Here is a 14,091-nt window from a genome sequence, read left to right on the forward strand (position 1 = left end):
TCGCTGTTCGCGGTGGCTCTGGGACCATGGACACATGCGCATCGCCAATCACGTCGTCGACCTGGTGGGCAACACCCCGCTGGTCAAGCTGAACTCGGTGACCTCACCCGGATCGGGCCTGGTCGCCGCCAAGGTCGAGTACCTCAATCCCGGTGGCAGCAGCAAGGACCGCATCGCCGTGCGGATGATCGACGCGGCGGAGGCCTCGGGTGAGCTGAAGCCGGGCGGGACCATCGTGGAACCGACGTCGGGAAACACCGGCGTCGGCCTGGCGCTCGTCGCCCAGCAGCGCGGCTACAAGTGCGTGTTCGTGTGCCCGGACAAGGTCGGTGAGGACAAGCGCAACGTCCTGCGCGCCTACGGTGCCGAGGTCGTCGTCTGCCCGACCGCGGTGGAGCCGTCCCACCCGGACAGCTACTACAGCGTCTCCGACCGCCTGGTCACCGAGATCGACGGTGCGTGGAAGCCCAACCAGTACGCGAACCCGGCCGGTCCGCAGAGTCACTACGAGACCACCGGTCCCGAGATCTGGGCCGACACCGACGGCAAGGTGACGCACTTCGTGGCCGGCGTCGGCACCGGCGGCACCATCACCGGCACCGGCCGGTACCTCAAGGAGGTGTCCGGCGGCTCGGTGAAGATCGTCGGCGTCGACCCTGAGGGGTCGGTGTACTCCGGCGGGACCGGGCGCCCCTACCTCGTCGAGGGTGTCGGGGAGGACTTCTGGCCGTCGGCCTACGACCCGGACATCCCCGACGAGATCATCGCGGTCTCCGACGCCGACTCGTTCGACATGACCCGGCGTCTCGCCCGCGAGGAAGGGCTGCTCGTCGGCGGCTCGTGCGGGATGGCGGTGGTCGCGGCCCTGCAGGTCGCCGAACGCGAGGGACCCGACGCCGTCGTCGTCGTACTGCTGCCCGACGGTGGCCGCGGCTACATGGCCAAGATCTTCAACGACCAGTGGATGAGCAGCTACGGCTTCCTGCGGACGCCGCTGGACGCCACCACCAAGGAATCCCTCGTCGGAGATGTGTTGCGCGGCAAGACCGGCGCCCTGCCCGACCTCGTGCACACCCACCCGCAGGAGACCCTGCGCGACGCGATCGAGATCCTGCGCGAGTACGGCGTCTCGCAGATGCCGGTCGTCGGCGCCGAGCCACCGGTGATGGCCGGCGAGGTCGCGGGTGCGGTCACCGAGCGCGACCTGCTCAGCGCGGTCTTCGAAGGTCGTGCCAGCCTCGCCGACCCGGTGTCGGCGCACATGGGAGAGCCGTTCCCGCTCATCGGTTCCGGCGAACCGGTGTCGGCGGCCACCAAGGCGCTCGGCGACTGCGACGCGCTGATGGTCGTCGAGGACGGCAAGCCCATCGGCGTGATCACGCGCCACGACCTGCTCGCCTTCGTGTCGAGCCACCCGATCGTCGGATAGGAGCATCACCGTGAGTGAACGACGCAGTGCCGCGGATTCGGTTCGCTGGCAAGGCTTCTCGACCCGCGCCATCCACGCCGGCTACGATCCGGATCCGCAGACCGGGGCGGTGAACGTCCCGATCTACGCCAGTTCGACCTTCGCCCAGGACGGCGTCGGCGGACTGCGCGACGGCTTCGAGTACGCGCGCACCGGCAACCCGACCCGACGCGCCCTCGAAGCCAATCTCGCTGCGCTCGAGAGCGGCACCTACGGACGGGCTTTCGCTTCCGGTATGGCCGCCACCGACTGCGTTCTGCGTTCGACGCTGCGGCCGGGCGATCATCTGGTGATCCCCAACGACGCCTACGGCGGCACCTTCCGGCTCATCGACAAGGTGTTCAGCCAGTGGGGCATCACCTACTCGGTGGCCCCGGTGTCCGACGTCGCCGCGGTGCGCGACGCCATCCGGCCGGAGACCAAGCTGGTCTGGACCGAGACGCCGACCAACCCGCTGCTCAACGTCGGCGACATCGAGACCCTCGCCGCCGTCGCGCACGAGGCCGGCGCGAAGCTCGTGGTCGACAACACCTTCGCCTCGCCGTACCTGCAGCAGCCGCTCGTCCTGGGCGCCGACGTGGTGCTCCACTCCACGACCAAATACCTGGGCGGGCACTCGGATGTCGTCGGCGGCGCACTGGTCACCGACAGCGAGGAGCTCGACGAGGCGTTCGCGTTCCTGCAGAACGGCGCCGGGGCGGTCCCCGGACCGTTCGACGGGTTCCTCACCCTGCGCGGCATCAAGACCCTCGGCGTCCGGATGGACCGGCACTGCGACAACGCGGAGAAGGTCGTCGACTATCTGAGCGGCCACGACAAGATCGACGCCGTCCTGTACCCGGGCTTGGAGAACCATCCGGGCCACGAGGTCGCGGGCAAACAGATGAAGCGCTACGGCGGCATGGTGTCGGTGCTGGTCAAGGGCGGGCTCGACGCCGCCAAGGAGTTCTGCGCCCGCACCGAGGTGTTCACGCTCGCCGAATCGCTCGGCGGCATCGAGTCGCTGATCGAACACCCCGGTGCGATGACGCACGCCTCGACGGCCGGATCGCTCCTCGAGGTCCCCGCCAACCTCGTCCGGCTCTCGGTCGGTATCGAGGACATCGACGACCTCCTCGGGGACCTGGAGAACGCGCTGCGCTGAGGAGTCGGGTGGGCGTCAGACCCGCGCCTCGAGGAGCAGGTTCGACGCAGTGGTCGCCGCGACACGCGCCGAGGTCAGACCGGCCGCCCGGAAGGTGTCGAGCAGTCGAGTGGGGCCGGCCTGGGCGCCCAGCGAGGTCGTGCCGTCGGCGATGCTGTGCGGTACGCAGAGGTATGAGCTACCCGAATAGAACAGCAGTGCAACGGGATTGGTCAGATTCTCGGCCAGTGTGTCGTGCGCCAGCGGTTCGACGGCGATCACCTGACCGCCGGGACGCAGTGACGACCGTGCGTGTGCGAGCGCACCCACCGGATCGCCGAAGTCGTGCAGGGCGTCGAAGATCATGATCGCGTCGTGGTCGCCGGCGTACGACTGGGCCGTGGCCACCTCGAAGCGGACCCGGTCGTCGACCCCGGCCGCATGGGCGGCTGCGGTGGCGCGCCGGACGGACTCCTCGTGGCTGTCTACGCCGACGAACGTGGAGTTCGGGAAGGCCTCGGCGAGCAGGATCGTGGGGACCCCGTACCCGCACCCGACGTCGAGAACGCGGATGCCGTCGGTGAGGCGCTGTCCGAGGCCGTCGATCGCCGGAACCCACTCGCTGAGCAACGACGCGCGGTAGATCGTGCCGTAGAACCGTTCGACGCCGGAGAACAGCCGGGAATCGTGGGCGTGCCAGGGCACGCCGTCGCCGGTCGCGTACGCATGCGCGAGCTGGTCGACCGAGGACCACACCGCGGCAGCGACCTCGAAGCCGGCCACGATCGCCGCCGGACTGTTGTCCTCGGCGAGCACCATCGCGTGCTCGGCGGGGAACACGAACACCTCTGGGCCATTCGCGGCGTCATCGCCGGCGTCGTGGAGCAGGACGTATCCGGCCGCGGCCTGCACGCACAACCATTCGTGCACATACCGTTCGGCGAGTCCCGAGCGTTCGGCGAGCTCGGCGCTCGTCGCCGAACCGAGTTGCGCCAGAGCCCGCCACAGTCCCAGGCGGTCGCCGAGGTAGGTGCTGATCGAGTGATAGGCATGGGTGAGATCGGCGCTCACCTGGCCGGCGAAGGCCTCGACCCGAGCGAAGTCGGTCGCGGTGCCGGAACCGGCGGCGTGTGTGGTGGTCATGGGATGAACCTCTCGTGTGCGATGTCGTAACCACGCCGGGCGGCGTGTGCACCGAGCGTGCGCCGGCGTCCTGTCGCGGCGCTGTCATGACCGGACCGTGACCCGCTGGGCGGTGAGCCGATGGTGACAGCCCCGTGACAGCGGGCTCGGAGACCGTCGACGCATGAGAACAACACAGATCAGCGACCTGGGCACCGTGATGTCCATCTGGGCTCACCCCGATGACGAGACCTACCTCGCCGGCGGCGTGATGGCCGCCGTCCGCGACGCGGGTGGGCGCGTGGTGTGCGTGACCGCGACCCGCGGCGAAGCGGCCGACGAGAATGCCACCGCCGCAGAGCGTTCGGAGCTCGCCCTGGTCCGGACCGGCGAGCTTGAGAAGGCTTTTATCGAGCTCGGCATCCAGGAGCACCACTGGTTGGACCTACCCGACGGTTCACTGGCGGCGATCGACGAGAGCGGCCCGGTCGGACGCATCACCGCCCTCCTCGACGACGTGTCACCCGACACCGTCCTGACCTTCGGTCCCGACGGCGTGACCGGGCACCCCGACCACCGCACCGTCAACCGGTGGGTCCGCCTCGCCGTCGACCGTTCGTCGACCTGCCCGCGAATCCTTCACCCGGTGGGCACCGGGCGGGGGATCGAGTTCGACCTCGCCCGTGAGTTCGACATGTGGGCGCTGGGCGGGCCGCGCCAGTGTCCGAAGGAGATGGTCGCGTTGCGAATCGATCTCGACGGGGCCGAACTGGACCGTAAGGTGCGAGCCCTGCTGGCTCAGCGCTCGCAGACCGCGGACCTGGCCGCGGCGATCGGCCTCGAGCGATATCGAACATGGGTGTCGGTGGAGACCTACGCTCATCCTGCATAGGCCGTCGGAGAACAGAGAGCGACGATCGGGATGGTGGTGCGCGAAACCGAAGACGGGCACGTGTCGCCCGCGGTCGAGGTCGGCCTGCTGGGTGCACTGAGGTTGCGGGTCGACGGTGCCGAGGTCGCGGTCCCCGGGGAACGACGACGCGCCCTGCTCGCGCTGTTGACCGTCGCCGGCCGGCACGGCATGGGTATCGGGCGGCTCGTCGACGCGCTGTGGGGCGACGATCTGCCGCGGGAACCGATTGCCGCACTGCACAATCTGGTGTCCCGGCTGCGACGCCATCTCGGCCGACACGCCGATCTGTTGGAACGACGCCCCGACGGCTACCGGCTCCGGGTGTCCGTCGTCGATGTGACGATCGTGCGCGACCTGCTCGCATCCGCCGCCGACACGCCCGATCCCGCCGAGCGTCTCCGTCTGACCGTCCGGGCCCGCGAACTCTGGCGCGGCGAGCCGCTCGGCGAGTTCGCCGGCATCCCGGACCTGGACACCGAACGCGTTGCGTTGGAGGACCTCCACAATCGGCTCGCCGACACCCACGTCGAAGCGCTGGTGGAGTGCCGCGACCCGAGCGCGACCGCGACAGCGAGGGCCGGTGTCGCGTCCGCGCCGCTCCGCGAGAGTTCGGCACGACTGCTCATCCGCGCACTCGCCGCCGACGGGCGTGTCGGCGACGCGATGGCGGTCGCGATGGAGTTCCGCGACCGGTTGCGCGAGCGGACGGGTCTCGATCCGAGCCCGGCCCTCGCGTCGCTCGAGCAGCGGGTGGCGGCGGGCTCCGAATACGGGCAGGCCGAGACGAATCCGGGGCCCGGCGTGACGTCGCGGCGTCGACCTGCTGCGCCGGCCGGGCCTCTGGTGGGGAGGGAGCGAGAACGCGCCGAGATCATCCGGCTGTTGTCGGCGCATCGGGTCGTGACCCTGACCGGTACGGGCGGCGTCGGCAAGACCAGTCTCGCGCTCGACGTCGCCGCCGACCCCGCGGTGTTCCCCGGGTACGGCGTTGCCGTCGTCAACCTCGCCGCGGTCGCGCGAGCCGACCGCGTCCTCCCGTCGGTGGTGTCCACCCTGGGTCTCGAGGTCGGGGTGGGTGCTTCCGTGGACGCGATCGCGCGCGCCGTCGACGGGTCGCTCCTGCTCGTCCTCGACAACTGCGAACATGTGTTGTCGTCCTGCCGCGAATTGGTCGCGGCGATCGTCGAACTGGCTCCTGCAGTGCGGATCCTGGCCACCTCCCGAGTCGTGCTCTCACTCTCCGCCGAGTACGTCCTGCGTCTGCAGCCCCTGACCTTTCCCACCCGCGTCGACGACGTCGACGCGGTCGTTCGGCAGCCTGCAGTGCGCGCGTTCGTCGAGCACGCGCTGCGACGCAATCCGACCTTCGCGGTGTCGAGTCGTGAGCTCACGGACCTCGTCGACGTCGTGCGCCGTGTCGACGGGCTCCCGCTCGGCATCGAGCTGGCGGCGCGTCAGGCCGCCGTGATGCCGATCGGCCGTGGCCCGAATGCTCGATGGTGCACTCGATCTCGCGACGGGAACCGGAGCCGACGACCAGCGGCGGCTGACGCTCCGCAGCAGCATCGACATGTCATTCCGACGGCTGAGCGTGGTCGATCAAGCCGTACTCGCCGCCCTCGCACCGTTTCCCGGCGGTGTGTCGCTGCGCACGTTCGAATCCGTCGCACTGAGCGTCGAAGCGGAGGTCGTCGGCGCAGCGGGCATCGGCACGCGAGGTGACGGCGGGCTCGACCCGGTGGAGACCCTGCACCGTCTGATCGACAGCTCGTTGCTCGTCGCCGACGCGTCGGGCGGCAGATACCGTCTCGTGCATCTCATCCGCACCCATCTGCTTGATCACCTCGACCGTGCGGGCGTGCTCGCCGCGGCCGAGGACCGGTTCCTCGACGAATGTGTCGCAACGGTGCGGGACATCGGCGACGAGTGGCTCGGCGTCGCGGAGTTCGAGGCGAATGAGCGTCTCCATGCCGAGATGGACAACCTGCGGTCGGCGCGGGACCTGGCACTGGCGCGCGGACGCGTCGACGTACTCGTGGCGATCACGACATCGCTGTCGCTGATCAGCACATGGCGCAACCTCAACGAATTGTGGACGTGGGCCGTCGAATCGGCGCGTTCGGCGTGGCTCGATGGTCATCCCGATCGCGCCGAGATGCTGTCCGCGGCGGCCGAGGCCGCGCGGCTCGTCGGCGAGTTCGACCTCGCCGTCGACTTCGCGACCTCCGCCCTACGTCCCGATGCCTCCGGGGCACCACCGGATCCGGATGCGCCCGCGTTGGTCGGCGCGCGGGCGGCCAGGGCGGCGGTCGCGCACTTCCGTGGCGACTTCGCGGTGGCGGTACGGGAATGGACCCGCTGCGGCACACACCCGTCCCTGGGGTCGGCGTTCCTCGCGTCTGCGGCGCTCGCCGCGTCGTACTCCGGTGACTCGAGCGGGGCTGCCCGGCTGTTGGCCGAGGCCCGGTCGACGCTGGACCCGTCGGCGGGGCCGTCGCAGCACGCCTTCCTCGACTACGTCCACGGCGAGCTGCTGTCCGCGCACGACCCGTCCAGCGCGCTCGCCCTCTACGAACGCGCCCACGAACGGGCCGCCGGCGTCGGGGCGACGTTCATCGTCGGGGTCGCTCGTGTCGGCGCGGCGGCGTGTCTCGTCCGCGTCGGCGATGTAGCGCGTGCCGCGGAGGCCTACGTCGTCCTGCTCGGGGCATGGCGCGACAGCGGTCAGCCGACGCAGCTGTGGACCACGGCGCGCGACGCCGCCGCACTGCTGCGCGTCCGGGGCCGGATCGACGTGGCCGACCTGCTCGTCGAGTGTGCCGATCTCGACCCCGCCGCGGCCTTCGACACACGCAGAGGTGCCGCGGACCGTGCTTTCGGGGACCTGGTGCACGCCGACAACACGGTCCACGCCGACACCGAAGTCGTGCTCGACCGGGCGATGCGCGAACTCCGAGAGATCAGGGAGTCGACGTCATCGGACGACCGCGGGAGCTCGGCGGCGCGATGACGTCTCCTCGGGTGGCTCCTGCAGGGCGGAGATGGCCGATACTGGTCGCATGCTGCTGACTGCCGACGACGTCGACCGCGCGACCGACGAGCTTGCGTCCGTGATCCGGCGGACCCCGACGATCGCGTCGCGGGTGGTGTCCGAGCGGAGCGGTGCGCAGGTGTGGCTCAAGTGCGAGAACCTGCAACGCACCGGATCTTTCAAGCCACGCGGCGCGTACCTGCGTATCTCGCGGTTGTCGGCGGGGGAACGTGCCCGTGGGGTCGTCGCGGCCAGTGCGGGCAATCATGCGCAGGGAGTCGCCTGGGCGGCATCGGAACTGGGGATCGCCTCACGGGTCTACATGCCGGTCGGAGCCGCGCTGCCGAAGATCGCCGCGACGAAAGCCTATGGCGCAGAGGTGGTGCTCGCCGGATCGACCGTCGACGAGGCGCTCGTCGAGGCGCAGCGTCATGCCGGTACGACGGGCGCGGCTCTGATCCACCCGTTCGATCATCTCGACATCGTTGCCGGACAGTCGACGGTCGGCGTCGAGATCCTGGAGCAGATCCCGGACGTGTCAACGATTCTCGTGCCACTCGGCGGCGGTGGGCTGCTCGCCGGCGTCGCCGCGGCGGCGCGTCTGCGACGACCGGAGGTCGAGGTGATCGGCGTGCAGGCGGCGCAGGCCGCGGCCTGGCCGACATCACTCGCCGAGGAGCGACCGACGCCGGTCGCGGCGATGAACACCATGGCCGACGGCATCGCCGTCGCGACACCCGGGAAGGTCCCGTTCGCGCACGTCTCCGAGTTCGTCGACCGGATCGTCACGGTCAGCGAGGAAGAGTTGAGCACCGCGCTGCTGCTCATGCTGGAGCGGGCGAAGCTGGTGGTCGAGCCTGCCGGGGCCGCGGCGGTGGCGGCGGCGGTGAGCGGTCGGCTCGCGCTGTCCGGGACCGTGTGCGTCGTGTTGTCCGGCGGCAACATCGACCCGCTGCTGCTGCGCCATGTGACGACCCACGGCCTGACCGCCGCCGGACGATTCCTGACCGTGACCGCGACCGTCTCCGACCGGCCCGGTGGACTGGTCGCACTGCTGGAACTGCTCCGCGACCTCGGCGCGAGTGTGCTCGACGTCGTCCATTCCCGCGTCGCCGACGATTTGTATCTCGGCGAGGTGCAGGTGACCGTCAGTGTCGAGACCCGCGGACACGACCACCAGCACGACGTCCGGCGGGCCCTCGCCGACGCGGGGTTCCTGCGGGACTGAGGGCGAACGTCGGCGCTAACCTGTCTGGGTGGCTGCCGACGGACCCGCCCTGATCGGTGTGCTGGGCCCGATCGCGGTCGGCGCGTGCCCGGTGGGCGCCGAGAGCCCCGATCGGCTCGTCGCGGTGCCGGGGCTGCGGGCCCGACGCCTGCTCGTGTCGCTCGCCCTCGCCGACGGGCGCGTGATCTCGGCGGACCGCCTCATCGACCACGTCTGGGCTGACGATCCGCCGCGTTCGCCGCACAGTGCGTTGCACACCCAGGTGTCCCGGCTGCGCAAGCTCCTGCCCGAGGGGGTTCTGGAGGGCACCGAGAACGGTTATCGACTGCGCAACAGCCGCACCGACCTCGACGTGGTCGACACGCTGCTCGCCGAAGGCGGCCGGGATGCCCACGACCGGGCCCGGCAGTGGTGGCGCGGCGTGCCCGGAGACGATCTCGGGGACGGGTCCCCGGTGACGGTGACACTGTCCGCACGCATTCGACGTACCCAGGACGCGCTCGACGGTGCGCAGCTGACGGCCTCGCTCGCCGAGGGTGACTTCGCGACCGCGCGATCCATCGCCGAACAACGCTGCGCGCGAGACCCGTTCGACGAGCCGGCACACACCGCCCTGATGCGGGCGCTCGCCGGGGAAGGCCGCGCCGCCGACGCGCTCGTGGTGTTCGACCGGCTCCGACGGCGGTTGTCGACCGAGCTGGGGACGGACCCGGGTACCGAGATGGCGCGGGTCCACGCCGAGATCCTCACCGCGACATCACCACCTGAGATCAGCGCGCCACGGCCGGTGCGTGCCGTCGGATTGCGCTCGCCCACCACCGAACTCATCGGACGCGGTGCCGACCTCGACGCCGTGGCGAGCATGCTCGACACCGGGCGCGTGGTGACCGTGCTCGGTCCCGGCGGCGTCGGCAAGACGCGGATCGCGACCGAGATCGGCCATCGGCTGCATGCGGCGGGCGCCCCGGTCTACTTCGTGTCGCTCGCCTCGGTGCGGTCCGGCGAGGACGTGATCCCGGCGATCGCCGCGACGCTCGGGGTCGGCGAATCCGATCTCTCCGCAACCGGCCGTCCCCGCATGACCCCCGGAGACCTGACCGCACGTCTCGAGGACGCGCTGCGCGAGCGGGCGTCGGTGGTGATCCTCGACAACTGCGAGCAGATCATCGGCGCGTGCGCCCGGATCGTCGCCGAACTCACCGCGGCCGTGCCCGGCGTCCGCGTCCTGTCCACCAGCCGAACGCCGCTGGCCATCGTCGGCGAGCAGGTGCATCAGCTACCCGTACTTGCGGCGGTGGACGTGAATTCATCTGCGGTGCAATTGTTCCGGACCCGCGCTCGGGCTGTGCGTCCCGACGCGGAGCTGCCCGCGGGGCGCGTCGTCGAGCTGTGCCGCCACCTCGACGGACTGCCGCTGGCCATCGAGCTGGCGGCGGCCCGGATCCGGACGATGACGGTCGAGGAGATCGCCGACCGCCTGGGGGAGAAGTTCGCGCTCCTGCGGTCCGCCGACCGCACGACGCCGGATCGCCATCGCACCCTCTACGCGGTGATCGAGTGGAGCTGGGAACTGCTCGACGACGCCGGCCGGGCAGCGCTGGTGCAGCTGTGCCGCTTTCCCGGTGGGTTCAGCCGATCGGCTGCCCGGGCGGTGACCGGGGCCTCCGGGACGGTTCTCGACGACACCCTCGAGAGTCTGACCAACCAGTCGCTGCTGTCGGTCGTGGAGACCGACGGTTCGGTCCGTTTCCGCATGCTGGAGATGGTTCGTGAGTTCGGCGAGACCCGGATGGCCGCCGACCTGGCGGCCCGGGTCGAGTCGCAAATGCGTGGCTGGGCCATCGAATTCGTTTCCCGTATGCGCGACCTGGCCGAGAACGGCGACCACCCCGCCGGTGCCGGCGGTTTGGCCCGGGAGGCCGACAACCTGACCTGGATTCTCCGGTCGGCCTGCGAGTCCGCGGTCGTGGCGCCCACCGACGACATCGTCGCGGTACTCACGACGCTGTACCCGGCACTGGCGTATCACTGGACGGTTCGTGGTCTGCACGGGGAGACGCGCGCGTGGGGCGCGCGGGTCCTGATGGCGTTACCGCGCCCACCCGCGGCACCCGACGACGCCCTGCGCGAGAACTGGCAGGTGACCGCCATCGTCGGTGCGGTGCACGGCATGATGACGGGCGAACTCCGAGTGCAGGCCACCGCCCGGTTCCTCTTGCGCTCGCTCCATCGTGCCCACCTCACATTCCACCGGGCGAGCGAGTTCCTGTCGGCCGTGGCGCTGGCCTCGACGTCGACGGGCGCGTACCGGATCATCTGCGAGGCGGCCGAGACCGCGGTCGACGACGAGGTCCGGGCACTGGCCCTGACGCTACGGTCACATCTCCGAGAGAATCGCGGGCTGGTCGGTCCGGCACTCCGGGACTCGACGGCTTCCGGCCGATGGCTCGCGGGCAGCCGCTACGCCTCGTGGTTCCAGGGCATGCGGCAGTCGAGCACGGGCGGTCTGTACGGACAGCAGGGCAGGTATTCCGAAGCCGCGGCGACCTATCGAGCCGGAATCGACTTGCTGGCACCACTGGGCGCCGTCGAAGACGTCCGCCAGATCAGGACCATGCTGGTCCTCACCTTGCTCGCCGGCGACTTCCCGGACGACGCGCGTCGCGAACTCCACGTGATCACCGACGACTGGGACCTCGAGGCCGAGGACCCACAGGGCAATCCGGAGGTGATCGGGCCCGCTCTGCTGGGTGTTGCCGAACTCGCCTTCGCAGACGGCGCGTCGAATCCGGAGGTGGCCGCGGGTTTTCTGCGCGCCGCACGGGTCATGCTGCGGGAACACCCCTTCGGCGTCGCCGACCCCGCGGTGCTCATGGTGGTGTCCGCCGCCGTCGCGGGCCTCGTCCGCAGCGGAGATGTCGACGCCGCGTGGGAGCTGGTTCCGGAAATGGTGAAGGGACTCGACGACATGACGTTCGGTCCGGGGTGGCAGGACCTGCCGCAGGCGGGCACGGTGGCATCGGCCTTCACCGTGCTGTGGAACGCCGGCCGCCCCACGGATTCCGTCGGCCGACGCCTCGTCGAGTTGGCGGTGAGTCTGCCCGGACGACGAGACTGCCCGTCGCTGGACTGGGCATGGCACTGGACACAGGAGCAGGCCGGAAAGGACGGGGTGGCGCGACACCCTGCGGTGCCGCGCCACGTGGCCGTCGAGGAGCTGCAGCGACTACTGCACGATCAGGCGTTTCGCATATAGGCCCGCACGGCGAGTGGTGCGAACACCGCGGTGATCACCGCGGCGCCGATCAGGGCCCACACGACGTGGATTCCGGCGTGACCGGAGTTCGTCAGTTCGCGGACCGCCGTGACCAGATGGCTGACCGGGTTGACGTTCACGAAGCCCTGCAGCCAACCGGGCATGCTGTCGACCGGGACGAAGGCATTCGACATGAAGGTCAGGGGGAACATGATCATCATCGAGATGCCCTGCACGGCTGATGCTTTGCTCATGAGGCAGCCCATGAGTGCGAAGATCCACGAGACCGCGAAGCTGCACACGATGATGAGTGCGGCCGAGGCGATGACACCGAGAACATCGGGGCGCCAGCCCATCAGCACGCCCATCACGACGGTCAGTACGGTGGCGATGGAGTAGCGGATGACGTCGGCGAGCAGGGCGCCGGCGAGTGGGCTGATCCGGGCGATCGGTAGCGAACGGAACCGGTCGAAGACGCCCTTGTCCATGTCCTCCCGCAACTGGGTGCCGGTGACGATGGAGGTCATGATCACGGTCTGCACGAGGATGCCCGGAATGATCACCGGGAGATAGGCTTCCACGTTGCCGCTGATCGCGCCGCCGAAGATGTAGGTGAACATCAGCGTGAAGATGATCGGCTGGAAGGTGACGTCGAAGAGCTGTTCGGGGTTGTGCCGGATCTTGAGCACACCGCGGTAGGCCATGCTGAAGGACTGCCGGAACGACTCGGCAAGGCTGATGGAGGTCTTGACCTGCGCGCGTGCGGCGCGGGTTGTGATCGAGGTCGACGGGGGATTGTCGAGGGTCGTGGTCATGAACGGGCCTCCTGGGTGGTGTCGGAAGAATCTGTGTCGGATGGCCGGTGCCCGGGTGCGCCGGTGTCGGCGTCGGATTCCGCGGGCCTACCGGTGATGGTGAGGAACACCTCGTCGAGGCTCGGCTTCTGCACGGTGATCTCTTCGACGCCGATCCCGTTCTCGCGCAGTGCGATCAGGACGTCGGGCACAAGCTCGGCCGAACTCAGCGGCACGGTCGTCCGCGCGGCCTCCGGACTCAACGTGGCCTTCTGCCCGAGGATCGACTCGGCGATCTCGCACACGCGGGGTGCGTCGGCACGGTCGGCCGCGACGAGCTGGAGTGTGCTGGCGCCGATCGAGTGCTTGAGTTCGTCAGCCGTGCCATCGGCGATGACGCGGCCGTGATCGATGACGGCGATCCGGTCGGCCAGCTGATCGGCCTCGTCGAGGTACTGGGTGGTGAGCAGGACTGTCGATCCGCCGGCGACGAGCCGGCGGATCGTGTCCCACATCTGGGCGCGGGTTCGCGGGTCGAGGCCGGTCGTCGGTTCGTCGAGGAACAGCAGCGGCGGGGTGTCGATCAGGCTGGCCGCGAGGTCGAGGCGCCGTCGCATACCGCCGGAGAAGTTCTTCAGCGGTCGAGCCGCGGCGTCGGTGAGGGCGAATGCTTCCAGCAACTCGTCTGCGCGCGAGCGGGCCGCGGTCCGTGAGAAGCCGAGCAGGCGGGCGAAGAGCACCAGGTTCTGGGTGGCGGTGAGGTCCTCGTCGACGGAGGCGTATTGACCGGTGACGCCGACGAGCGAGCGCACGGCGACCGCGTCGTCGACGACGTCGTAGCCGAACACGCGCGCCTCTCCGGCGTCCGGCCGCAGCAGGGTCGCCAGCATGCTGACGGTGGTCGTCTTTCCCGCACCGTTGGGGCCGAGGACGCCGTACACCGATCCGGTCGGCACGGCGAGGTCGACGCCGTTGACCGCGCGGGTCGAACCGAAGTGTTTGACGAGGCCGCGAGCGTCGATCGCGAGGTCGGTGCGGAGGGACCGGGCCGACCCGACGTCGGGCCGGGGAGTGGTTGTCGTTGTCATGCCGACAACTGTGGCGCCGTCGCCTGTCGTCGGGCTTGCGTCGGCTTACGTGGCGCTGTCGTTGGGGC

Annotated in this window: 10 protein-coding genes; 7 read left to right on the plus strand and 3 right to left on the minus strand. The window is 69.9% G+C overall.

All coding sequences use genetic code 11. From position 1 onward, the window contains the following. Nucleotides 1-34 precede the first annotated feature (34 nt). Both MVF96_RS07930 and MVF96_RS07935 read left to right on the plus strand, forming a co-directional pair. Nucleotides 35-1,429 carry a cystathionine beta-synthase gene (locus MVF96_RS07930; RefSeq protein WP_078112090.1) on the plus strand — a complete coding sequence of 465 codons (1,395 nt, stop codon included), beginning with the start codon at nt 35-37 and terminating at the stop codon, nt 1,427-1,429. Nucleotides 1,430-1,439: 10 nt separating this feature from the next. Continuing rightward, nucleotides 1,440-2,612, plus strand: a complete 1,173-nt coding sequence (locus MVF96_RS07935; RefSeq protein ID WP_058250752.1) for a cystathionine gamma-synthase — start codon at nt 1,440-1,442, stop codon at nt 2,610-2,612. 15 nt (nt 2,613-2,627) lie between these two features. On the opposite strand, the gene MVF96_RS07940 is transcribed toward MVF96_RS07935, so the two are convergent. Further along, nucleotides 2,628-3,734 (minus strand): class I SAM-dependent methyltransferase, encoded by a 1,107-nt coding sequence (locus MVF96_RS07940; protein ID WP_058250751.1) that lies wholly within the window; start codon nt 3,732-3,734, stop codon nt 2,628-2,630. Nucleotides 3,735-3,897: 163 nt separating this feature from the next. On the opposite strand from MVF96_RS07940, the gene MVF96_RS07945 reads away from it, so the two are divergent. The 5 genes from MVF96_RS07945 to MVF96_RS07965 are packed head-to-tail and all read left to right on the plus strand — an operon-like array spanning nt 3,898 to nt 12,141. Continuing rightward, a complete protein-coding gene (locus tag MVF96_RS07945) occupies nt 3,898-4,605 on the plus strand; it encodes a PIG-L deacetylase family protein (protein WP_058250750.1) in 708 nt (235 codons plus the stop codon). 30 nt (nt 4,606-4,635) lie between these two features. Then, nucleotides 4,636-6,348 carry an AfsR/SARP family transcriptional regulator gene (locus tag MVF96_RS07950; protein ID WP_247451826.1) on the plus strand — a complete coding sequence of 571 codons (1,713 nt, stop codon included), beginning with the start codon at nt 4,636-4,638 and terminating at the stop codon, nt 6,346-6,348. Then, entirely contained in the window at nt 6,266-7,636 is a 1,371-nt protein-coding gene (locus MVF96_RS07955; protein ID WP_247451827.1) for a hypothetical protein, read from the plus strand. The genes MVF96_RS07950 and MVF96_RS07955 overlap by 83 nt, the downstream gene beginning before the upstream one ends. Before the next feature lie 49 nt (nt 7,637-7,685). Continuing rightward, nucleotides 7,686-8,885 carry a threonine ammonia-lyase gene (gene ilvA / locus MVF96_RS07960; protein ID WP_058250748.1) on the plus strand — a complete coding sequence of 400 codons (1,200 nt, stop codon included), beginning with the start codon at nt 7,686-7,688 and terminating at the stop codon, nt 8,883-8,885. Nucleotides 8,886-8,913: 28 nt separating this feature from the next. Next, complete coding sequence (locus MVF96_RS07965) at nt 8,914-12,141, plus strand: AfsR/SARP family transcriptional regulator (protein WP_078112088.1); 3,228 nt, start codon at nt 8,914-8,916, stop codon at nt 12,139-12,141. Here MVF96_RS07965 and MVF96_RS07970 read toward each other — a convergent pair. Continuing rightward, nucleotides 12,123-12,956, minus strand: a complete 834-nt coding sequence (locus MVF96_RS07970; RefSeq protein ID WP_058250746.1) for an ABC transporter permease — start codon at nt 12,954-12,956, stop codon at nt 12,123-12,125. The two genes, MVF96_RS07965 and MVF96_RS07970, sit on opposite strands and share 19 nt — an antisense overlap. Further along, nucleotides 12,953-14,023, minus strand: a complete 1,071-nt coding sequence (locus MVF96_RS07975; RefSeq protein WP_058250745.1) for an ATP-binding cassette domain-containing protein — start codon at nt 14,021-14,023, stop codon at nt 12,953-12,955. Before MVF96_RS07975 ends, MVF96_RS07970 begins: the two co-directional genes overlap by 4 nt. Nucleotides 14,024-14,091: the final 68 nt, after the last annotated feature.

The organism is Gordonia hongkongensis (assembly GCF_023078355.1).
Lineage (GTDB): Bacteria > Actinomycetota > Actinomycetes > Mycobacteriales > Mycobacteriaceae > Gordonia > Gordonia hongkongensis.

Bases quoted from the DNA above. Each gene is read 5' to 3' on its own strand.
- MVF96_RS07940 (WP_058250751.1), bottom strand. From the start codon at position 3,734: ATGACCACCACACACGCCGCCGGTTCCGGCACCGCGACCGACTTCGCT.
- MVF96_RS07975 (WP_058250745.1), bottom strand. From the start codon at position 14,023: ATGACAACGACAACCACTCCCCGGCCCGACGTCGGGTCGGCCCGGTCC.
- MVF96_RS07970 (WP_058250746.1), bottom strand. From the start codon at position 12,956: ATGACCACGACCCTCGACAATCCCCCGTCGACCTCGATCACAACCCGC.
- MVF96_RS07950 (WP_247451826.1), top strand. From the start codon at position 4,636: ATGGTGGTGCGCGAAACCGAAGACGGGCACGTGTCGCCCGCGGTCGAG.
- MVF96_RS07945 (WP_058250750.1), top strand. From the start codon at position 3,898: ATGAGAACAACACAGATCAGCGACCTGGGCACCGTGATGTCCATCTGG.
- ilvA (WP_058250748.1), top strand. From the start codon at position 7,686: ATGCTGCTGACTGCCGACGACGTCGACCGCGCGACCGACGAGCTTGCG.
- MVF96_RS07930 (WP_078112090.1), top strand. From the start codon at position 35: ATGCGCATCGCCAATCACGTCGTCGACCTGGTGGGCAACACCCCGCTG.